The 21,783-nt window shown below is 65.2% G+C and carries 17 protein-coding genes; 5 read left to right on the forward strand and 12 right to left on the reverse strand.

All coding sequences use genetic code 11. The annotated features are described in order from the left end of the window. Genes QUV35_RS02380 through QUV35_RS02390 form a run of 3 tightly spaced genes read right to left on the reverse strand, consistent with a single transcriptional unit; the run spans window position 1 to window position 4,544 of the window. Window positions 1-1,329, reverse strand: coding sequence for a glycoside hydrolase family 30 protein (locus tag QUV35_RS02380; protein ID WP_300870560.1), 1,329 nt, complete (start codon window positions 1,327-1,329; stop codon window positions 1-3). A 43-nt stretch (window positions 1,330-1,372) separates the two neighbouring features. Beyond that, window positions 1,373-3,172: a glycosyl hydrolase family 17 protein gene (locus tag QUV35_RS02385; RefSeq protein WP_300870561.1), complete on the reverse strand. Its 1,800-nt coding sequence runs from the start codon at window positions 3,170-3,172 to the stop codon at window positions 1,373-1,375. Window positions 3,173-3,182: 10 nt separating this feature from the next. Next, on the reverse strand, window positions 3,183-4,544 hold the full coding sequence (locus QUV35_RS02390; protein ID WP_300870563.1) for a hypothetical protein: 1,362 nt from the start codon (window positions 4,542-4,544) through the stop codon (window positions 3,183-3,185). A 230-nt stretch (window positions 4,545-4,774) separates the two neighbouring features. Here QUV35_RS02390 and QUV35_RS02395 point away from each other — a divergent pair, with 230 nt between their 5' ends. The 4 genes from QUV35_RS02395 to glk all read left to right on the forward strand — a co-directional run bounded on the left by QUV35_RS02395 (window position 4,775) and on the right by glk (window position 12,890). After that, on the forward strand, window positions 4,775-7,045 hold the full coding sequence (locus QUV35_RS02395; RefSeq protein WP_300870564.1) for a glycosyl hydrolase: 2,271 nt from the start codon (window positions 4,775-4,777) through the stop codon (window positions 7,043-7,045). Then, a complete protein-coding gene (locus QUV35_RS02400) occupies window positions 7,042-7,947 on the forward strand; it encodes a glycoside hydrolase family 16 protein (protein WP_300870565.1) in 906 nt (301 codons plus the stop codon). The genes QUV35_RS02395 and QUV35_RS02400 overlap by 4 nt, the downstream gene beginning before the upstream one ends. A gap of 229 nt (window positions 7,948-8,176) precedes the next feature. Beyond that, window positions 8,177-11,533 carry a hypothetical protein gene (locus tag QUV35_RS02405; RefSeq protein WP_300870566.1) on the forward strand — a complete coding sequence of 1,119 codons (3,357 nt, stop codon included), beginning with the start codon at window positions 8,177-8,179 and terminating at the stop codon, window positions 11,531-11,533. A 373-nt stretch (window positions 11,534-11,906) separates the two neighbouring features. Further along, window positions 11,907-12,890 (forward strand): glucokinase, encoded by a 984-nt coding sequence (glk, locus tag QUV35_RS02410; RefSeq protein WP_300870567.1) that lies wholly within the window; start codon window positions 11,907-11,909, stop codon window positions 12,888-12,890. A gap of 32 nt (window positions 12,891-12,922) precedes the next feature. Here glk and folK read toward each other — a convergent pair whose 3' ends face one another. Genes folK through QUV35_RS02435 form a run of 5 tightly spaced genes read right to left on the reverse strand, consistent with a single transcriptional unit; the run spans window position 12,923 to window position 17,538 of the window. Continuing rightward, window positions 12,923-13,402 (reverse strand): 2-amino-4-hydroxy-6-hydroxymethyldihydropteridine diphosphokinase, encoded by a 480-nt coding sequence (gene folK, locus QUV35_RS02415; protein ID WP_300870568.1) that lies wholly within the window; start codon window positions 13,400-13,402, stop codon window positions 12,923-12,925. A gap of 11 nt (window positions 13,403-13,413) precedes the next feature. Beyond that, a complete protein-coding gene (pcnB, locus tag QUV35_RS02420) occupies window positions 13,414-15,075 on the reverse strand; it encodes a polynucleotide adenylyltransferase PcnB (protein ID WP_300870570.1) in 1,662 nt (553 codons plus the stop codon). Next, window positions 15,072-15,740 (reverse strand): HAD family phosphatase, encoded by a 669-nt coding sequence (locus QUV35_RS02425; RefSeq protein WP_300870571.1) that lies wholly within the window; start codon window positions 15,738-15,740, stop codon window positions 15,072-15,074. The genes pcnB and QUV35_RS02425 overlap by 4 nt, the downstream gene beginning before the upstream one ends. Beyond that, on the reverse strand, window positions 15,737-16,423 hold the full coding sequence (gene hda / locus QUV35_RS02430) for a DnaA regulatory inactivator Hda (RefSeq protein WP_300870793.1): 687 nt from the start codon (window positions 16,421-16,423) through the stop codon (window positions 15,737-15,739). The genes QUV35_RS02425 and hda overlap by 4 nt, the downstream gene beginning before the upstream one ends. 17 nt (window positions 16,424-16,440) lie before the next feature. Beyond that, the gene (locus QUV35_RS02435) at window positions 16,441-17,538 is read right to left on the reverse strand and encodes an AI-2E family transporter (protein WP_300870572.1); all 1,098 of its coding nucleotides are present in this window, start codon (window positions 17,536-17,538) and stop codon (window positions 16,441-16,443) included. 149 nt (window positions 17,539-17,687) lie between these two features. Here QUV35_RS02435 and purM point away from each other — a divergent pair, with 149 nt between their 5' ends. Beyond that, window positions 17,688-18,725 carry a phosphoribosylformylglycinamidine cyclo-ligase gene (gene purM / locus QUV35_RS02440; protein ID WP_300870573.1) on the forward strand — a complete coding sequence of 346 codons (1,038 nt, stop codon included), beginning with the start codon at window positions 17,688-17,690 and terminating at the stop codon, window positions 18,723-18,725. A 4-nt stretch (window positions 18,726-18,729) separates the two neighbouring features. On the opposite strand, the gene QUV35_RS02445 is transcribed toward purM, so the two are convergent. The 4 genes from QUV35_RS02445 to QUV35_RS02460 form a co-directional block, all read right to left on the reverse strand. Then, window positions 18,730-19,362, reverse strand: coding sequence for an NAD-dependent epimerase/dehydratase family protein (locus QUV35_RS02445; RefSeq protein WP_300870575.1), 633 nt, complete (start codon window positions 19,360-19,362; stop codon window positions 18,730-18,732). After that, window positions 19,359-20,345: a PA2778 family cysteine peptidase gene (locus QUV35_RS02450; RefSeq protein WP_300870576.1), complete on the reverse strand. Its 987-nt coding sequence runs from the start codon at window positions 20,343-20,345 to the stop codon at window positions 19,359-19,361. The genes QUV35_RS02445 and QUV35_RS02450 overlap by 4 nt, the downstream gene beginning before the upstream one ends. After that, window positions 20,342-20,734 carry a PA2779 family protein gene (locus tag QUV35_RS02455; protein ID WP_300870578.1) on the reverse strand — a complete coding sequence of 131 codons (393 nt, stop codon included), beginning with the start codon at window positions 20,732-20,734 and terminating at the stop codon, window positions 20,342-20,344. Before QUV35_RS02455 ends, QUV35_RS02450 begins: the two co-directional genes overlap by 4 nt. 184 nt (window positions 20,735-20,918) lie before the next feature. Beyond that, window positions 20,919-21,776, reverse strand: a complete 858-nt coding sequence (locus QUV35_RS02460) for a tetratricopeptide repeat protein (protein ID WP_300870579.1) — start codon at window positions 21,774-21,776, stop codon at window positions 20,919-20,921. Window positions 21,777-21,783: the final 7 nt, after the last annotated feature.

The raw sequence follows: 21,783 nt of genomic DNA on the forward strand, positions 1-21,783 counted from the left end.
TCAGGGCAGCAGCAGGCTCGTGATGGAGCGCGCTGGCAAGGCGAGCGGTGGCCCGCTGCGCTCCAGGTTCAGGGTGAATGGCAGCGCATGTTCGGTGCGGTTCATGGCCACCACCACCACGCCCCCATCCGGGTTGACGAAGGCCGTGGCCTCCAGGGCTTCGCGGCTGGCCGCACACAGGATGCGCCGCGCGCCCGGCTTCACGAAGCGGGCAAAGTGCCCGATGTAGAAGTAGGAGCTCTGGCACTCGAAGCGGTCCTGAGCGGTGTCGGCCAGGATCGGCGCGCTGCAATAGTTGCCCACGTGGTTGGGACCGCCCTGCTGGTCGAGCAGCAGGTTCCAGTCGATCCAGCCCACCGTCCAGCGGTTGATGTCGTTGATCATCGATCTGGCGTAGCGCTCACCCAGGGCCCATGAGCCGGTGTGCGGGCCTCCTTCCTGGCAGCCCTCGGTGAACAGCAGCTGCTTGTCCGGCCAGGCGTCATGGACCAGCTGGACATGGTCGAAATGGTCTTCGCCATACCAGTGGAAGCCGGTTCCCCAGACGTACTTCGCGGCCTGTGGATCGGCATAGACGGTCGCAGCGCGCTCCACCATCAGGTCGCGGTTGTGGTCCCAGATCACGATCTTCACGTGACCCAGTCCGGCGGCCTCCAGCTGCGGGCCGAGGTGGTCGCGCACGAAGTCGCGCTCTTCTTCGGCGCTGTAGACGCAGGAGTCCCAGCGCTGGGTGGCGGCGGGTTCGTTTTGCACCGATACCCCCCAGACGGGAATGCCGCGTTCGGCGTAGGCCTGGATGAAGCGCACGTAGCAGCGCGCCCAGGCGTCACGGTACTCAGGCAGCAGCCCACCGCCGTGGTTCATCTGGCGGTTGGTCTTCATCCACGCGGGCGGACTCCAGGGCGAGACCAGCAGCCGGATCGGCGAACCCGCGATGCGCTGCGCGGCGAGCAGGAATGGCAGCAGGGCCTGTTCGTCACGGTCGATCCGGAAGTCGTTGAGCGCTGTGTCGCCCGGTGTGTCGGCGTGGGCATAGTTGCCCAGCGAAAAGTCGCAGCTGTTCATGTGCACCCGGCACAAGGTGTAGCTGTGGCCCACTTCGGGGTCGAAGCAGGCCCGGAGCACCGCGTCCTGCTGCGGTGGACTCAGGGCCAGCCAGGTGTGCGCGGCCGCCTCGGTGAAAGCACCGCCAAACCCCAGCATGGTCTGGAACGCCACGCCCGCGTCGACCCAGAGCGACGCCGCAGGCCCCATGTCGTCGGTGGCGGGCGGCAGCTCGGCCAAGGCCAGCCGGTGCCCGGACCCCTGGGCGGTAAGAAAGCTGCGCATCGCTGCTGGGGTCGGGACCCGGGAACGGGCGGTGCGGGCTGGCTCAGCGGGTCCAGCCGATGCCGTCGATGTTGAGCGGAACGCGGATGTTGGAACCCGAGGCCTTGCCGGTGAAGCTGTAGCGGTCGGCAATGTAGAAGGGGTTGACCACCAGACGGAAGTCGAGCCTGGGGTTGACCGCCCGGAAGGCCTGCAGCGGTATCGACACCCGGCACCAGGCTCCGGTGTTGCAGTAACCGTAGTCGCCGTTGCCGATCTGCACGAAGGCTTCATGGCCGTTGCCATCGACATCCAGCGTGGACAGGCCGATCTCGATGCGCCCCGGGTAGGTGGTGTTCATCCACACGCTCACGGCCGAGAATGCCGAGAGGTTCTGGGTGGTGCCCCCGGTCTGGGGGTTGTACAGCAGACCCCATCCGTAGCCTGCCGGCGTGGGTGTGATGCGCATGCTCACCGTGCCGTCGCCCGGCGCCGCGCTGATGGTGGTGTCGGCCAGGTTTCGTGGCGCCGTGAAGCCGTCGAACGCATCGAGGTTGTAGCCGGCGACCAGCGATGCGCCGGGCGCGTCGGAGTACAGGGTGAAGGCGTTGGCGGCAAAGTCCGGGTTGATGGTCGGCGGGACGAAATACACCGCGTCGGCATCCGTGAGGCTGGCGTTCTCCCAGATGGCCTGCGGATACAGGTTCTGGATCACGTAGCGGGCCTGACGGTCCCTGTTGAACAGACCCCAGCCGTCGTCGCTCAGCTTCCAGGGCTCATCGAAGGCTTCGAAATAGAAGATGTTCACCGGGCCATTTCCGCTCACCCGGCTCTCCTGGCGCCAGGTTTCCAGGCGCTGGAAATACATCTTCTGGTTCACCGGGTGGGCCCGGAAGGCCTGGTCGCCCGTGATCCGGGCTTTCCAGCCGGTTTCGGTGATCACGATCGGCATCCGGCTGAGCCCGGCGCTGTCGAGCGCCGTGCGAGTGGCCTGGAATTGCTTCTTCAGCTCGACGATGCTGGCGTCCATCATGGCCGTGGCCCGTGCGGGTCCGGCTGCCACGCCCAGCTGTTTCCAGTCCCAGTAAAGCAGACTGCTGGGAAATTCGGTGTCGATGGCAGGGTAGGCATGGATGGCAGCGAAGTCGATCTGATCAACCACCGCCCTGGGCAGCGGATTGCTGAACACCTGGAAGTTGTCGTCGGTGGTGACCGGCTGCGACACCCGGTCGCGCACGTACTTGATGTAGACCGCCATGTCGGCGGGGTCGATCCGGTCGGCCGAAAAGTCCACGATGTTTTCGTTGCCGACGCTGACCGTCAGGATGACGTCGCGGTACTTCGGGTCGTTCGCCAGGGCAATGGCCCGGTCGAGTTCGAGCAGGTTGGCGGCCTTGATGTCCTCGACCCGGTTGGGGTTGGGCTCGAACTTGAAGCCACCCATGAAGGCGCCCAGCTGCATCTTCATGTCCAGACCGTTGTCCACGATCACGTCCAGCGTCTGCCTGGCCACCTTGTCGCCGCTGTCGAACACGCGGATGAGGCGGAAGTTGCCCTGTATGAGCAACTCCATGTCCTGCCTGATGTTGCCGGGCGGGATGACTTCGTTGGCCAGGTCACTGGCACTGGTGGCGGTGCGGTACGGTCCATAGGCGACCGCCTGGCGCGCCAGGTATTCGGCCGGCAGCGGGCGCGGGTTGGAAACGGACACCGCGCTGGCCGGAGGGTCCACCGTGATCTCGCCGCCGCCGCCGCAGGCGGTCAGCAGCGCTGTCAAAAGCACGGCAAGGCCCGCACGGACGGGCTGCAGGAAGGACATGGGGCCGCCGAGGCGGACGCTCGAGGTCGTGGACAGGGCTCTCATGGAATTCGCCTCAGAAGTTGTACTTGATGCCGACACCGAACCAGTTGCCGGCCTTGGTCACGCGCGAGTCGATGGCGTTGATGGTGGCGTTGGATGGCATGCCCAGGGGTGCCAGGCCCTTGAGGCGGTAGTGGATCATCCCGGCAAACGCCGAGGCTTCCCAGCCATTGCCGTAGTTGTAGGTCGCGCCGATGGTGTTCACCAACGCCGAGTTGCTCTGGCCGCGTTCGCTCGGATTGCCGGTGCTGGCCTTGCCGATGTAGACCAGCCCGGTCGAGAAGGTCCACTTGTCCATGCGGTAGCGGGCACCCAGTGCGATGTCGGTCGAGCGGGCCGGGTAGCCAGGGTTCGGGACCCCATTGAGCGTGCCGCCCCAGTCCACGTTGAACGGGAAATTCCACTGCAAGGGTGGTCCGTCCAGGGCCACCACCGCATAGGCGCCACTCCACTGGTTGCGTCGGATCGCACCCGAGAGTTCGATCTTCGGGCTGTACTGGTAGATGGCCTGCAGCAAGGCGACGCTCTGCCCGGAAGCACCGAGACGACCGTCGGCAGCGGGATCGTAGAAAGGGGCGTAGAAGACCGCAGCTCCGAAAGCCGACGGCGTTCCGTTGCGCGTGCGCTGGTACATGGCGTCGATCGACAGATCGCCCTTGCCATAGTGGGCCCACAGCTCATAGAACGAAGGCTTGTTGACCTTGAAGTCATCGGAGCCGCGATCGTAGGTGGCCTCCAGCACCATGTCGCCGTCTGCCACATCGAACACGCGTGAGGTGTAGCGCACGGCGCGCGTCAGGTTGCGATAGCCCGCGCCGCTGCCGGCCCAGGCAGATGACAGACCCAGGTTGGATCCGAAGGGAAAATCAGCGAACTGCCAGGTGCGCGAGACCGTTTCACCCACGGTGAGCGTGCCGTACTCTTCGTGGCTGAGCGCGACGTTTCTTTCGCGCACAAAGCCCGGCGTGTCTATCTTGAAGTCGCGCCAGTTCTGGCTGAGCGTGCCCTTGATCCGGAAGCCGCCGCCCAGGTCGTACTTGGCACCCAGCCACAGCTGGAACTGCGTGAAGCCGGTCACTTCGGTCGACAACGTTCGTCCCGGGACAACCGCGTCGGCCCAGATGCGCTGGCGATCGGTTTCCGGGCTGAGCTGGCATCCCTCGGGTGGGCACTGGTTGTTGCCCACGGTCGCGGTGGCTTCGCCAAAACCGTTGATGCTGAAGATGCCACCGGGGCCGAAGTCGAGCGCCTGAGCCGGCATCGACGCTGCCAGTGCCACCAGGGCAGTGCTGTTGCGAAACCAGCGGGCCGTTCCGCGGGTGATCGCTGTCCGGATTCCAGGTCGCCGCTGCGGCGAGTGTGGGTATTGGCTCATGGCAGTGGTTGTCTCGTTGTATGTGAAAGCGCTTTCATCATGATATTTACGCCTCGTCACACAGACACCGGTATTTACCCTAGCGCTGCCCCTGCCGCGTGTGCCTGCACACGTGGCTGAAGGACAAATGGCAGCGAAAACGGCCGATCTAAGTGAAAACCATAGCCCGGCCTGAAAGCGCTTTCAATATCATCGTGAGGTCCGGAAACGTAGATATGGCGGAGCAACTCATGAAGCTGGTGCAACAACTGTGTGTGATCGTGATGGCCGGGGTGGTCTGTGCCGCTGGTGCCCAGACCGTGAAGGTGGGTGAGGCGAGCTACTGGCTGGCGCCCAAGTCTGGCGAGAAGACACCACCGGCTGCGCCGCACCGGACACCGGAACTGCTCAAGACGGCAGCGCAGACCAACCAGTGGTACTCGACCCTGATCTTCAATGCCAAACCCGAAGTGGTCTTTGCCCAGCCGCTGACGGTCAAGGTGGCCACGACCGGCTTCGAGCTCGCACTGCCCTCCAAGGAGGTCGTGCCCACGTGGCGGCGGGATGTGGAAATCCACTACCCGCACCGCGACCCGTTGGTGTTTTCGCCGACCGCGTTCAAGCTGGATGCGCACCAACTGGCCAAGGCCAGCGACTGGTCGATCGATGTGTCCATGGGGGCTGGCAACGATGCGCTGGTCGCGACGGTGTCCCACGGCAGCCCCTATGTGTATTTCAAGTTGAACCGGGGCGACATCCGCGTGCAGCTGCCGGCCGCGTCGACGCGCATCGAGAACGCTGCCGATCCGCGAGCACTGGTCTTGAACGTCAAGGGCAAGCGCTACGCGGTGTTTGGCCCGCAGGGCGTGCAGTGGGAGGCGCAGGGCGCAGATGCCTTTGTCGGTCGACTTCCCGCAGGGAAAGGCTACTTTTCCGCAGCGGCGCTGCCCGACGAGAAGCCCCAGACGCTCGCGCTGTTCACGCAGCATGCCTATGCCTTCATCCAGGACACCCGGGTGGCCTGGCGCTACGACCAGGCACAGAGCCGTGTCGAGACGACCTTCACGGCCACGACACAGGCCATGGAAGGCGCCAACACCACACCCTTGCTGGGTCTGTACCCGCACCACTGGTTCCGCAATGCGCTGGTGGCAGAGCGCCTGGGCCCCGGGTTCGACACCCTGCGCGGCAACATCCGGACCCTGGCCGCGGCCGAGTTCAAGATCGTCAAACCGTACCTGGGCTGGGTGCCCTTCTGGCCCGCCGCGGCTGAGCAGCCCGGCGCGCCCAGGCTGGACGATGTGATGTCCAAAGATGTGCGCGATGCGCGGCGCATGCTGCGCCAGGGCGGCAATGGCCCGTACTGGCAAGGCAAGGGACTGATGCGTGTCATCAAGCTCATGGACGTGGTTGAGCAACAGGGCGATCTGAAGGAGCGCGACCGGCTGCTGGCGCTGGTCAAGGACCGCATGGAAGAGTGGTTTTCCGGCAAGGACAACAAGACCTATTTCCAGTACGACGAGAAGCTGGGCACCCTGGTCGCGCACCCCGAGGAGTACTTCTCGATCGAGCAGATGAACGACCACCATTTCCACTACGGCTACTGGATCCGCGCGGCCGCCGAGATCGCCCTGCGCGATCCAGCCTGGGCGGCCAAGGAGCGCTGGGGCGGTATGGTGGACAAACTCATTGCCGACATCGCGCACACCGGCCGCGGGGACAAGGCCTTCCCCTTCCTCAGGAACTTCGACCCCTACGAGGCGCACTCCTGGGCCTCGGGCGTGGGCCTGGGCGAGTTCGGCAACAACCAGGAGTCCAGCTCCGAAGCCGTGAACGCCTGGGCAGGGCTGATCCTGTGGGGTGAAGTGACAGGCAACCAGGCGGTGCGCGATCTGGGTGTCTACCTGTACACCAGCGAGGTCGAAGCGATCGACCACTACTGGTTCGACGTGCACAAGCTCGTCTTCCCGCCCGAGTACAAGAACGTCGAAACCAGCATGGTGTTTGGCGGCAAGTACGCCCACAACACCTGGTGGACGGACGAGCCTCGCCAGATCAAGGGGATCAACCTGCTGCCGATCAACACGGGTGCGATCTACCTGGGTCGCTACCCCGACTACGTCCAGAAGAATCTCGACGCCTTGATCCCGGAGACAGCCCTGTACAAGGAGTTCGGCAAGCTCCCGCCGAATCCACCACCGCCCGACATCTGGCAGGACATCTTCTCCAAGTACCAGGCCCTGGCCAATCCGAAGAAGGCGCTGGCTGAATGGAAGCGTTGGGGATCGGTGGAACTGGGCGAAACCCGCACCAGCACGCTGCACTGGATGCTGAGTCTCGATGCCAAGGGCTTGCCCGACTTCAGCGTCACGGCAGACACGCCGTTCTACACCGTGTTCAAGCGCGCCGATGGCAGCACCACCCACCTCGCCTACAACGCAGGCAACGCACCGATCGACGTCAGGTTCAGCGACGGCAAAACCATGAGGGTGATGCCGCGCACGCTGGGCATGCTTCGATGAAGGTGCAGATCCTCTGCTTGTCGCTGGCGCTGATCGCCTGCGGCGGTGGCGGCGACGAACCCGCGGCGTCAGGCTCCAATGGTCTGCTGACACCACCTCCCGCGCCCCCCGGAGGCGCTGTGACCAGCCCTCCCGCGACCACGATCCCGGCAGGCATGCGGCTGGTGTGGAGCGACGAATTCGAAACGCCGGGTTTGCCGGATGCGAGCAAGTGGCTGCACGACACCGGGCGCAATCGCGAAGGCTGGTTCAACAACGAGTTGCAGTACTACGCCGACAGGCGAGTGGAAAACGCACGGGTTGAAAACGGCAGACTGGTGATCACGGCACGACAGGAACGCCTGAGCAGCGCGCCCGATTTTGGCGGGCAGAACTACACGTCGGCGCGTCTGATCACCCGGGGTCTGGCGAGCTGGACCTACGGGCACTTCGAGGTGAGGGCCAGGCTGCCTTGCGGGCTGGGCACATGGCCCGCCATCTGGATGCTGGGCACCGGCGGTCAATGGCCGGATGACGGTGAAATCGACATCATGGAGCAGAGAGGCACATCGGCGCTGGCCAAGCGCGAAGTGCTGGGCACCTTGCACACAAAGGCCTACAACTGGAGCGGCGGCACGCTGGGCGTGGCCAAAGGCGCGACCACACCGCTGCCGAATGCCTGCACCAGCTTCAACAACTACCAGATGAGCTGGGACACCGATCGCATCGTCATCGGCGTCAACGGCACGAACTACTTCGAGTTCCGTAATCCGAGGGATGGCGACCGAACCCAGTGGCCGTTCGACGCGCCGCAATTCATGATCCTGAACCTTGCGATCGGTGGTGACCTGGGTGGAGCGGTGGACAACACCGCGCTGCCTGCGGTGATGGAAGTGGAGTACGTTCGGGTGTTTCAACGCTGACGATTTGCGAGGCACATCCGTATCTCGTGCGCCGGGGGTGCGGTGGCCCGTCGACACGCCGTTTGACCCCCGGTGCAGGCACTGCAAAAATTCTTGCGCCGCCTAGGGTAATCACCGAGCTTCCACGTCTTGCGCCAAGTATGCAACTTATCTACCATTTATGAAAGCGCTTTCAAAATTGCGCCCCGTGCTCGCTAGCCTACGCAAACATCCTCTGGAGACAATGACAATGCCAAATATCAATCCTCGCTTTGCCTTATCCGCAATCGCCGTGGCTGCTTCCTTGCTGGTTGCCGCTTGCGGTGGCGGCGGCGCCTCGCCGCCAAACACCGTCGCTGGATCCAGCGGATTCGCGGTGGACGATTACCTGATCGGCTCTGCCGTGTTGTGCGACAGCAATGGCAACGGCCAGTCTGATGCCGGTGAGTCCAGCACAACCACCGACTCCACCGGATTTTTCAACTTCGCCAGCGCCTGCTCGGCGACCATTGTGGTCACGGGTGGCACCAACCTCGATACTGGTCTTCCCTTCACGGGCAAGCTCCAGGCGCCTCCAGGCGCCACCTTTGTCACGCCGCTGACCACGCTGATTTCCGCTGGCATGACGAAGGACCAGATCAATACTGCACTCGGTTTGCCCAGTGGTACCGATGTACGTACGTTGGACCCTGCCCGTAAGGTCGGCGGGGTGCTGGTCAATCCCGACCTGTTCCGCAAGACGCTCGCTGTTCAGCAACTGATTCAGAAAACGGCCGAGACACTGGCGAACGTGGCCGGTGCTGGTGCCTCGGGTGTACTCCCCACGATTTACAGTGAAGTCGCTGCCTCAGTAGCCAATTCGCTGCGCTCCAATCCGGTGCTTCTGTCAGGTGGCACCATGGACCAGGCTGCTGTGACAACCCTGGTGCAGGCCGCCACCTTACGGGTGCAAACGTCCTCTGCGTTAAGTACCGAAATCAAGGCAGGCTTGGCTGTCAATGCCGAGAGCCTCGCGCAGGTGATGGCAGGTGCCGTGGTTACGCAGGCCAACGCAATCCTTCAAGCCACGGATGCTGCATCGATCACCGCGATCACCAGGACAGTGCAGGGCGACACCACCATTGCGTCCTTTGCACTACAAAACAAGACGACTCTGGCAGCTGCACCCAGCTCAACCACCACCAACCTGGCCGCCACGCTGGTTCAACAGGTCCCAGGCGGGATCACGCCTCCCCCGCCACCGCCCCCAGTTAACGGAACGGTACTGATCTCATGGGATGAGGCGACCTCCCCGGCGACAAATATCGGTGCGTTTGGTGACGCTGGCCCTAGCGTGGCCACGGCACCGGCCGGTGGCAGCGGCAATGCACTCAAGCTGGACCGGACTGGCTCCATAGATGGAGCAACAGGTGCTCCCTTTACCTATGGCGGAACATACTTCGATGTCCCTGCGGTCCCTTTCGCTGCCGATCGCAAGACCATCACGGCGCGCGTCTACGCCACGCGCGCCAACGCTGTGGTCTATCTGAAAGTGGAGGTCCCCGGCGGGACGGCGACCGAACTGCCCGCTACGGTCACGGCAGCCAACACCTGGCAGACGCTCACTTGGGTGCTCGACGGTGTCAATCCGGCCAACAACTACACGGTTATGGTGTTTTCAGCCGATACCAACGTGTCCAACCTTGGCGCACAGACGTACTGGATCGACGATGTGGCGCTGGCCAGCGCGCCGGTGTCTACTGGTTGCGCTACGAGCACCGAGCAGTGCATCAGCTTCAGTGAGTCGACCGTTGGCGCCAATCCGTTCGAGCTGCTCAATTCCGCACAGGTAGCAAACGATCCAGACGATGCAGCCAATCCGGTTCTGAAAATGGTCAAAGGCCCGGCTTCTCAGCCGTGGGCAGGCGCAACGGTGTACACGATGGGAGATCCAACCGTCAACCCTGACGCGCTCTCGATCGACGCTGTGGGCTTGGCAACCAGTAAGGTGGTTACCCTTAAGAGCTACTCGGGCGCCGCGGTTGGGACCAAGATATCGCTGAAGCTAGAAAACGTCATTGATCCCACCAAGTTCGCGTTCGCGGAGGCGGTCACCACCGTGCAGAACGGTTGGGAGACGCTGACATTCAACTTCGCCAACCTGACGCTGGGAGCCTATGGCGCCGCGGTCACGTACAACAAGGCGTCTATCTTCCCGGCTTGGAGCGAGGTTGGTGGTACTCAGCCAGCTTTGTCGAGTGACACCACCTTCTACTTCGACGAGCTGAAGTACGCGGTAGCGGTTTCCGCGCCACCGCCACCGCCACCGCCACCGCCCTCTGGAAACGACACGGTTGTCGCTGACTTTGACACCGTCGTCCCGGTCGTCCGCGGCCCTGAGCATGGCGGTACGGGCTTCATCGCCACCACCGACATACCGGCAGGGGGTGGGACTGGCGCGGTATTGGGCGTGTTGCGTTCGGGTGGACAGACATACGCGCTGAATGTTCTGGAGGCCACTTTCCAATTCGCCGCTGACCGCAAGACCCTGTCAGCAAAGGTCTACTCGCCCACCGCTGGTATCCGAATGGTGATGAAGGTCGAGGGGTCGGCTGGTGGCATTGAGCTTGATGCCAACGAAACCGTCGTTGTCGGCTGGCAGACCCTGACCTGGACCTACAGCGCAGCCAGTACCTCCGCCGGCGCTTACAACCTGCTCGTGATACTCCCCAACTTCGGCGTGGTCGATGCTGCACCAGGAAAGACGTATTACTTTGACGACATCAAAGTGCTCGCCGCTGCTGGTGGCGGTGGCGGCGGTGCCACGACTCCAGGCGTAGACCTGGGCTCAGGCGGCCCGCAAACGCTCACCACCGCGGCTGGCAATGTCACAACCGGCGATGGCGGCAACACCATGTTTGTTGCGGGCGAAGGGCTGTTTGCGGTGAACTATGTGGGCAGCGCCGAGCCAACCCCGCCAAACAACTTGGCGGCATGGCCGAACGCAAAAACGGCGAACTTCGGCACCATCACCGGGATTTCCGGTGGCGACATTGGCTACTTCCAGGACGATGTGAACCTGAGCAACTCCAGCCAGAAGGTCGATGAGGGTGGCTGGGTTGCCGGCACCGCTATCGCTCCACTTGGGGTGCCCAACTTCTTCCGTTACTTTGTCTTGAAAGGACCCGTCTCCAATGCCGCTTACATGGGTACGTACGTCAACGCGCCCAACAATGGCACTGTCAATGTCAGCAGCTTCAGCAAGCTCAAGGTCAAGGTGTGGGGCCCAGCGCCTATGTTTGAGCGGACCAATTTTGACCCGGTCCTCGAAGTGACGTTGACAGGTCCCAAGGTTGCCGGCTGCACAACGGGCTCGGGCGGCTCAGAAGTCACGCAAAACCTCACCGCGAACCTGAAGAACGGGGCAGGCGGCTTCTATACGATGCCCTTGTCCGGCTTCACAGTGAAAGGCCTTTGCGGTAGCGACTTGGGAGCAGCGGACGTGCTTGCCAAACTGGCGCGCGTGGTGGTGACCGTTCCGGGGACGAGCTTCAACTACACCAATATTGACGGCGGGAACTACACGACCGGTGTGAACCTTGGTCCGGTCGGATTCACCAACAACTAAGCCAAGCAATCGGCAACCTATGATCCCGCCAGGGTGCGGGGTTGTTCGTAGTTAGATGGTTGCACCGCCCTATGCAACCGGTTTGAACTTGGGGTCTATCGCCTTCACGAAGGGATCCTTCTTCGTTCAAGGATTGCATGGGCATGACCAGTGCCTATGTTGTGCGAGTGAGTGGGTTTTAAGGGTTGACCTGGCGCTGACAGCAAAAACTGCACGTGCTGAGTGCATCCAAGAAAGGCCGGTCGGTAGCGACCGGCCTTTTCTTTAGGTACCCCAACTTCTTTGTAATCTAATTACATGATGGGTACTATTCAAACCTTCTCCGGGAAACTCCACGGCGCTATCTCGCTGCCCACCCAACAGCTACTTTTTCATGCCCGCCCTCAACCTCATCCCGTTGCCCCGCCTCATCGCCGACATCGGCGGCACCAATGCCCGTTTCGCCTGGCAGGCGGGGCCCGGCGCCCCACTGATGGACACACAGGTCCTGCAGGTCTCGGACTTTTTCCGCCTACAGGACGCCATTCGCAGCTACCTGGAGGGTATCGGCCAAGGTGGGCCGGGGGCGGTTGCGATTGCCATTGCCAACCCCATCACCGGTGACCAGGTGAACATGACCAACGCAGACTGGTCGTTTTCCCAGGCGGCGGTCAAGGCCGAGTTCGGTTTGCACACGTTTCGCCTGCTCAATGACTTCACCGCCCTGGCGCTGGCCCTGCCCGACCTGCCAGCCAGCGAATTGCGCCAGGTGGGAGGCACGGCGCCCGTGCCGCGCTCGCCCATTGCGCTGCTGGGTGCGGGCACGGGTCTGGGCGTGTCGGGTCTGATCCCTGTCGGCGAGACGGCCTGGGTGCCTCTGGCGGGTGAAGGAGGACATGTGACGCTGCCGGCGATCACGGCGCGGGAGCGCCTGGTGATGGACGGCCTGGCCCGACGCTACGGCCATGCCTCGGCCGAGCGCCTGGTCTGCGGACAAGGCCTGCTCGACACCTTCGGGCTGCTCTGTCAGGCCGACGGCATCGCCACCGGTTCGATCCAGAACGCCGCAGCGGTGACCGAGGCCGCCTTGAAATCCCGTCACCCCCAGGCGGTGGAGGCACTCACCATGTTCTGCGCGGTGCTGGGAACGGTGGCGGGCAATCTTGCGCTCTCGCTGGGTGCGCATGGCGGCGTGTATGTCGGTGGCGGCATCGTGCCGCGGCTTGGCGCCTGGTTCGACTCGTCGCCCTTTCGCCAGCGCTTCGAAGACAAGGGGCGCTTCAGGCCCTACCTGGCCGGCATCCCGGTCTGGGTGATCACTTCGGAGCAGTCGCCGGCCCTGCTGGGCGCCGCGCGTTCGCTCGACGCACCCACCTGAGCGCCAGCGCCCTGCACAGGGCCCGAAGTGACTCAGCGTGGCGTCTGGCCCGGCGCGATGTGCTGCCCTTGCACGGCAGCCAGCGCTTCTTGCGACACCAGCCCCGGCGCCATCTCGTGCAACGGAACCAGCACGAACGCCCGCTCCCGCATGCGCGGGTGCGGCACCGTCAGTCGCGGTGATTCGATGCGCGCGCTGCCATACAGCAACAAATCCAGGTCCAGCGTGCGCGGCGCGTTGAGGTAGGGGCGCTGCCGGCCGGCGCGGTTTTCAATGGCTTGCAGGACATCCAGCAAGGCCGGCGCGCTCAGGGTGGTCGAGACCTCGGCCACGGCGTTGACATAGTCGGGCCCGCTGGATTGCACCGGTGCGGTGCGGTAGAGGCTGGAGCAGCGAACCCTGCCGATGCCGGGCGTGGTGGTCAGCGCGGCGACCGCGTCCCGCAGGGTCTGCGCGGCATCGCCGAGGTTGCCTCCCAGCGCGATGAAGGCCGTCACCTCGGGCCGCGCCATGGCAGCCGCGCTCAGTCGCCCGCGGGTTCGCCGCTGGCCGCCGCACCACCGGGCTTGCGGCGGCGGCGGCGGCGTTTCTTCGCGGGCGCCGAGCCGTCGGCCGGGGGGGTGGCCTCGCCCGATTCGTCGGAACCGTCCCTGTCTTCCTCGCGGTCTTCGGCCTCGTCGGCCGCAGCGCGAAAGCGCGGGTCGGGCGCGAGCGCATCGGCTGTGGCGCCGGCACTGGCCGGATGGTCCTCGTCGCCGCGCTTGACCCGCCGCGCCTTGCCGGCACCGGGTTTGGCCAGGTTGTCACGCCGCTGCGCATCGACCATGTCTTCGCGCATGTCGTCGCTGGCCATGCTGAAGGTTTCCCACCAGTGGGCCAGTTCTTCCTCGACCTCGCCCACCTGGGCGCGCAGGCGCAGGAAGTCGAAGCCGGCGCGAAAACGCGCCTGGTCGACGAGGCTGAACGGCGAGGTGCCCACGCGCTTGTCGAAGCGGGGCTGCATCATCCAGATCTCGCGCATGTCCGCACCCAGCTTGCCGCGCCCCGACACGTCACCGATGCGTGCATCGAAGGCTTCGTCCACCGCGTCCTGGAGGGCCGCAACCGGCGGCGGCGGACGCTGGCCCGGGCGGGCGTTCAGCCGCTGGCTCCAGCCCTTGCGCACGTCGGCCCAGAGCACGCAGGCCAGCAAAAAGCTCGGCGCCACCGGCTTGCCTTCGCCCACGCGGCGGTCGGTGTCCTGCAGGGCGAGTTTCACGAAATCGTCCCCGGCCCGCTGCACCACGACATCCAGCAGCGGGTAGATGCCGGTGTCCAGGCCCACGGCCTTGAGTTGCGCCACGCTGGCCAGCGAGTGGCCGGTTTGCAGCAGCTTGAGCATTTCATCGAACAGGCGGCTCTGCGGCACGTCCAGCAGCAGCTTGCGCGAGGACGCCAGCGGCTCCAGCGTTTTGGCGTCGAAGGTGAATCCGAGTGCGCTGAGCTTGGCCGCGAAGCGCACCGCACGGATGATGCGCACCGGGTCTTCGCGGTAACGCGTGGCAGCGTCGCCAATCATGCGCAGCGTCTTCTTTTTCGCGTCGCGGATGCCGTGGTGGAAATCGACCACGGTCTGCGACTCGGGGTCGTAGTACATGGCGTTGATGCTGAAGTCGCGGCGCGCAGCGTCCTGCTCGATCGGGCCCCACACGTTGTCGCGCAGCACGCGCCCGCTGGCATCCACCGCGTGCTTCATGCCGGCGAGTTCGCCCTTGCTGGTGCGCTCGTTGCCGGCGACCTGTTCGGCGTCGGCGCTGTCGAGGTAGGCGCGAAAGGTCGAGACCTCGATCATTTCGTGTTCACGGCCGCGGCCATAGACCACGTGAACAATGCGAAAACGCCGACCGATGATGAAGGCCCGGCGGAACAGGCCCTTGACCTGCTCGGGCGTGGCGCTGGTGGCCACGTCGAAGTCTTTCGGACGCAGGCCCAGCAGCAGGTCGCGCACCGCGCCGCCCACGATGAACGCCTCGAACCCGGCCTGCTTGAGGGTGTGCACCACGTCCAGCGCACGCTGGTCCACCAGTTTCGGGTCGATGCCGTGCACGGACACCGGCACGTCCTCGCGTTTGCCGAACGGGTTCGCGCGGCGTGCGGGGGCCGAGGGCGATTTGCCCAGCAGCCTGTCAATGAATTTCTTGATCATTCGAATAGGTTCAATATGCGCCAGCCCCGTTCAAGGGCAATGGCCAGCAGCGGGGCGTCCGGATTGGTGGCCACGGGCTCGTGCACTTTGTCCAGCAGCGGCATGTCGTTCATGGAGTCGCTGTAGAAGGTGCTGTGCTGCACGTCGGCCCATTCCAGGCCACGCGCGGCCAGCCATTGTTCCACACGGGCGACCTTGCCCTCGCGAAACGAGGGCGTGCCCCGGATCTCGCCGGTGGGTTCGCCGCGCTCGTCGGTGGCCAGATCGATCGCGATCAGCTCCTCGACACCGAAGGCCTGCGCGATCGGGCGCGTCACGAATTCGTTGGTGGCGGTGACGATGACCACCTGGTCGCCAGCGTCCTGGTGGGAGCGCACCAGCGAGCGCGCCGCGTCGCTCACCGCGGGCAGCACCACCTCGGCCATGAAGCGTTCGTGCGCCTGGCGCGCGGTCTTCAGGCCGCGCTCGCGCACCGCTTCGATCGCAAAGCGCACGTAGCGGTGGATGTCGAGGGTGCCGGCCTTGTACTCGGCATAAAACCCGTCGTTGGCCTGCGTGAAGTGCTCGCCGTCACGCCAGCCCAGCGCGACGGTGAATTCGCCCCAGGCGTGATCGGAATCGAACGGGATCAGCGTGTGGTCCAGGTCAAAAAGGGCCAGTCTCATTCGTTTTCCAGCATGGATTTGATCAGGGGAATGGTGATGGCGCGCTGCGTGCGCAACGCATGGGCGTCGAGCTGGTCCAGCAGCATCATGAGGCTGGAGAGGTCGCGCGAAAACCGCCGCAACATGAAGTCCATCACCTCGTCGCTGAGGAACACGCCGCGTTCGTCGGCGGCGCGGCGCAGCACGCCACGGCGTTCGGTCTCACCCAGCGCCCGGAGCTGGAACACGTGGCCCCAGCCCAGGCGGGTGCGCAAGTCTTCGCGCAGGCGCAGGTCGGCCGGCGGGCAGTTGGCGGCCGCCAGCACCCAGCGCGCCGGGCCGTGCGCCGGGTTCTGCGCGTTCACGAACCAGTTGAAGGCCACCGCTTGCTGCGTGGCGGTGTAGAGGTGGCAGTCGTCGAGCAGCACGGCGTCCCATTGCTCGTCGAACTCGGGCGGGTCGAGCGTGTCGACATCGATCCAGCCCACGCGGCTGCCGTGCTCGCGCAGGCTCTCGCGCACCGCGCGCAGCAGGTGCGTCTTGCCGCTGCCGCTCTCGCCCCACAGGAAAGTGGGCACGGGCGAACGCATCGGGTTGTGGGCCCAGAGCTGGAGGTGTTCAAGCGCGGCTTCGTTGCCCGCTGCGACGAAGTTGGACAAGGTGGGCACCGGCGCCAGACCGATGTCCAATGCCATCTGTTTCATGGAGCCCGGGCCGGTGCTCATGGCTCGATGTTCCGTTGTTCGACGCGCTGCGCTTCGCCCAGGTACATGCCGCTTTGCACATAGCCGCGCTTCGCGCGGCGGATCGCCACCAGCAGCACCGCGCTGGCCGGCAGCGCGATCAGCACACCCACGAAGCCGAACAGGTGGCCGAAGGCCAGCAGGGCGAAGATGACGGCGATCGGATGCAGGCCGATGCGCTCGCCCAGCAGGCGCGGCGTGAGGTACATGCTCTCGACCACCTGGCCCAGCAGGTAGACGCCACCCACCAGCGCCACACCCAGCACGGTCTGGAACTGCAGCAGGGCGGCGAACAAGGCCATCATCAGACCCAGGCCGAAGCCCAGGTAAGGCACGAACACCGCCAGGCCGGTGAACACGCCGATCGGCAACGCCAGGTCCAGCCCGACCAGCGCAAGACCCAGTGTGTAGAGCACCGCCAGCACGGCCATCACCAGCAGCTGGCCGCGCAGGTACTGGCCCAGCACGTCGTCGGTCTCGTTGAGGAAACTCTGCACACTCTCGCGCCACCGGGGTGGGATCAGGCTTTTGGTGCGCTCGACCAGGCTGTTCCAGTCAAGCAGCAGGTAGTAGGCCACGATGGGCATGAGGAACAGGTTGCCGATCACCGCCGCCAGGGCGCTGCCGCCAATGCGCAGCGACGACAGCAGTCCGTTGATCAGCTCGCTCTCGTTGCCGGTGATCAGGGTGCGCAACCACTCGCGCACCTGGCTCACGTCCACCTGCAGGTTGACCCCGAAGCGGGTGGCCAGCGGCAACAGGGCGTCGTTCAGGCGGTCGAGCAGCAGCGGCACCTGCTCGCGCAGCAGCGGTACCTGTTTCGTGATCACCGGCACGATGAGCAGCAGCACGGCGAGCAACACCAGCATCAGCAACGCAATGGCCAGGCCGGCGCCCAGCCAGCGTGGCACGTGCCGGGCGTGCAGCCGCTCCACCAGGGGATGCAGCGCATACGCCAGCACGGCGGCCAGCAGAAAGGGCATGAGCACCGGTGCCAGCAGGGACAGCAGCAGGGCGCCCAACACCGCGATCAGGGCCCAGAGCAAGGCGCGGATCTGGTTGGAGGTCAGTGGCATGGAGCGCGAAGGTCGATGAGGCCGCGAGGGCGAACCCTTAAAATCAGGAGCAAATTCTATCGGGCCGCCCTCAGGGTACCCGAAAGCCCCCCACCCGCCCGCCGCACTGAACCAACGACCGCCCCGCCCTCGCGCGGGCCAGCCCGCCCATGACCTCTCCAACCACCCCCCTTTCGTACAAAGACGCCGGCGTCGACATCGACGCCGGTGATGCGCTGGTCGAACGCATCAAACCGTTGGCGAAGAAAACCATGCGCGAAGGCGTGCTGGCCGGCATTGGCGGTTTCGGTGCCTTGTTCGAAGTGCCCAAGCGCTACAAGGAGCCGGTGCTGGTGAGCGGCACCGACGGCGTGGGCACCAAGCTCAAGCTGGCCTTCGAATGGAACATGCACGACACGGTGGGCATCGACCTGGTGGGCATGAGCGTGAACGACGTGCTGGTCCAGGGCGCCGAACCGCTGTTCTTCCTCGACTACTTCGCCTGCGGCAAGCTCGACGTGGACACCGCCGCAGCGGTGGTGGGCGGCATTGCAAAGGGCTGCGAGCTCAGCGGCTGCGCGCTGATCGGCGGGGAAACCGCCGAGATGCCCGGCATGTACCCGGCGGGCGAATACGACCTGGCCGGCTTCTGCGTGGGCGCGGTCGAAAAATCGAAGATCCTCAACGGCCAGAACGTGGCGCCCGGTGATGTGGTGCTCGGCCTGGCCTCGCACGGCGTGCACTCCAACGGTTTCTCGCTGGTGCGCAAGTGCATCGAGCGCGCCGGTGCCGATCTGCCCGCCTCGCTGGACGGCTCGCCGTTCAAGCAGGCCATCATGAAGCCGACCCGGCTCTACGTGAAGAACGTGCTGGCGGCGCTGGCACAGCACCCGATCAAGGCCCTGGCCCACATCACCGGCGGCGGCCTGCTCGAGAACATCCCGCGCGTGTTGCCCGAGGGCACGGCCGCCCACCTGAAGAAGGGCAGCTGGCCGCAGACCGAGCTGTTCGCCTGGCTGCAGCAGACCGCCGGCATCGACGACATCGAGATGAACCGCACCTTCAACAACGGCATCGGCATGGTGGTGGTGATCGCCGCCGACGAGGCCGCGGCCTGCGCCGCCACGTTGCGCGGTCTGGGTGAAACGGTGTTCGAGATTGGCCGCATTGCGCCGCGCGGCGAAGGCGCGGCCGTGGTGGTGGGCTGACGGGCTACAGCAGGGCTTCGGACGGCAGCACGTGCAGCCCGGGTGCAGCCACGATGGCCGCCTGCAGCAGGTGGTGGGCAATGCGCTCGGCCGGCACCACGCGAAAACGCCGCGGCAGCAGCGGTCCCACCCAGCCTGACACCGTCACGGCCAGCTGCTCGGCCGGGCGGCTCTGTTCACGGTGGCCCCCGATCAAGCCCGGGCGCACAAAGGTCAGGGAGGGAAAGCCCACCGCCTGCAGGTCGCGTTCGGCCTCGCCCTTGGTGCGCGAGTAAAACACCCGCGAGCCGACGTCGGCGCCCAGCGCCGAATTGAAAGCGAAGGCTTCAGCGCCGTGTTGCCGCGCCAGCCTGGCCACCGCCAGCGGGTGGTCGTGATCGACCTTGTAGAACGCGGCCTGCGAGCCAGCCGCCCGGATGGTGGTGCCCAGCGTGCAGATGACCGCGTCCACGGTCCACCAGTCGGCGTCGTCGGGCAGGCGCTCGAAATCGACCAGCGGATTGAGCAACCGGGGATGCGGCACCAGCGAGCGGCGGGTGGGCGCGACCACGCGCCCGACCGCCGGGTCGGCCAGCGCCTGCTGCAGCACATGAGAGCCCACCAGGCCAGTGGCACCCACGAGCAGGATCTGTTTCATTGGCGTGTCCCTGTGTCTGGCGCAGCGGCGAGGCGGCCTTCGATGGTCTGCAACAAGGTCTGGTAGCTGGTCAGCCGGGCGCCGCCCAGTGCCACCGCCCGCCGGGCCGCCACCCGGGCCGCGGGCAACTGCCCGAGTTCCAGCCGCACCTGCGCGAGGTTGTTCCAGGCGTCGGCGAAATCGGGGTGCGCCTGCGTGGTGGCTGCAAAGGCCCGCGCTGCCTCGTCGCGCTGGCCGAGTGCGTAGGCGGCGTTGCCCAGACCGAGCAGGCTGATGCGGTGCTGTGGCCATCGCTGCAGCCCCGTGGCGTAGGCGGTTCGCGCCGCCAGCGGGCTGGAGCGCTCCAGCGCGGCCACCGCCACGGCCCAGTCATCGGGGCGCGCCGTCACCGGCAACTGGTCGGGTCGGGTCACCCGCACCGCCCAATGCGAAGAGCGCGCCCAGGTGTTCTCGAACGTGCTCATCGGCATGGGCAGGCGGGCCGTGGTGCCGGAATGAAGCATCACCTGCCGGGCGGTGCGGTCGTAGCCGATCACCACCGCGTAGTGCCACATGGGCGAGAACGGCAAGGACAGGTTTTGCAGCACCAGCACCGGGTGCCCGCTGGCGACCTCGGTCAGCACGGTCTGCAGGTCGGGCGCCAGCGGATAGGCGACCAGTCCCTGGCGGCGCGTGGCCGCCAGCATCTCGGTCTGCAGGGCACCTTCGCGACCGGGCAGGTAAACCTGCGGCGTGAGCTGCTCGGGAGTGACGCTGGAGCCCGCAGACTGGGCCACCATGGCCAGCGTGGCCGGACCGCACAACAGGTCATCCTGCGGGTGAAACGGCACCTGCTCGAGCAACACCTGCGGCGGCAGCCGGTCCGGCCAGCTGCGCTGCAGTTCGGCCGATTGCGGCGGCGTCGCGCAGCCACCCAGAAGCAACCCACAAAGAACAACCCCCGCCAGGGCGGGGGTCGAACAGCGAAGTCGCCAGGATTTCATCGAATGCTGCGGGTGAACGGGAACACCGAGGTCAGGCCCAGGATGTCGGTGACCAGCAGCACCAGGAACACGGTGAACAGGACACCCACCACGCCGGCACCGGCAGGTGCCTGGTCGACGCGGTCGGCCAGCTGGGCCACCTCCACGTCGGACATGGCCTGCACACGCTCGATGGCGGCATTGGCGTCGACGCCCTGGGCCTGCAGCGCGGTCTGCACGTCGGCGCGTGTGAAGAAGGCACTGACTTGCTCACGATCAGCGTCGCCGGCGGGGGTCACCATGGCTTGCTCGGTCGACACCATGGAGGCCTGGGCGGTCAGCGGCACACCGGCGAGAGCCATGCAGGGAATCAGGGCGGTGACAACGAGGCGCTTGAGGGTTTTCATCATGATGGAGATCTCGTGTTTTGAAGGTCGGCAGCAGCGAAGGATTCACCACCTGGACACCATGGTCATGGCCCCTGCAGGGTGCGTCAACCAGCTTTACACCACGACACACAAGCACCTCCGCGAGCCACGCCTTGTGTGCGCCAGTGAACAGACAAGACCCGGCGGCGCCCCGTGTCCTTGCTGTTCAGTTCAACGCTCGCCGCAACTCCTGCACCCGCTGGGTGATGGCCTCGCGGTCCATGGTGTCGTCGGAGTGTTCCACGTAGATTTCAAGGTCGTTCACCGCCAGCCGCGCATCGCCCATTTCGGCCCAGGCCAGTCCACGGTCGCGGTATTCGCTCCAGGCATCGGGCAACAGGATCAGCAGGCGATCAAGAACGGCAATGAGTCGCAGCCAGTCTTCCTGGGTGCGGTGGATTTCCTTGAGGTTGCGCAACAGCCGGGCCACGATCTCGCGCGGCGTGGCGGCCTGCAGGTACAAACCCACCGGCACATCGAAATCGTCCACGAGTCCGTTGCGCCGCTTGTAGGGCTCCAGGCGTTCGGAGAGATCCTCGCGGCTGAGCGACTGGCCGGAAAAAGGATCGATCACCACCTGCCCGTTCGGCAGGTTGACCTTCACCATGAAATGGCCCGGAAAGTTCACACCCCGCGCCTTGAGCCCCAACCCCTGAGCCAGTTCCAGCCACAACACGGCCAGCGAGATCGGAATGCCGCGGCGCGTGCGCAGCACGGCATTGAGGTAACTGTTGTCGGGGTCGTAGTAGTTGTTGACGTTGCCGCCGAACCCCATGTCGCGAAAGAAGAACTGGTTGAGTGTTCGCAGCCGCTGCAAGGGTCCGGCGTCCGGGTTGCAGCGCCGCTTCACGCGCGAGAGCATCTGGTCGACATCGCCGAGCACCTGCTGGATGTCCAGGTCGGGGTACTCGTCCTGGGCGATGGAAGCAGCCGCCTCGAACAGCGGAAACGCGTCCTCTTCCCCGACCAGGGCTGCAAAGTAGCCCAGTGGCGTGGGTGCAGAGAATTCGTAAGCGGAGGTCATGGCAGTC

It is taken from the genome of Hydrogenophaga sp., assembly GCF_030373225.1.
Taxonomy (GTDB): Bacteria; Pseudomonadota; Gammaproteobacteria; order Burkholderiales; family Burkholderiaceae_C; genus Hydrogenophaga.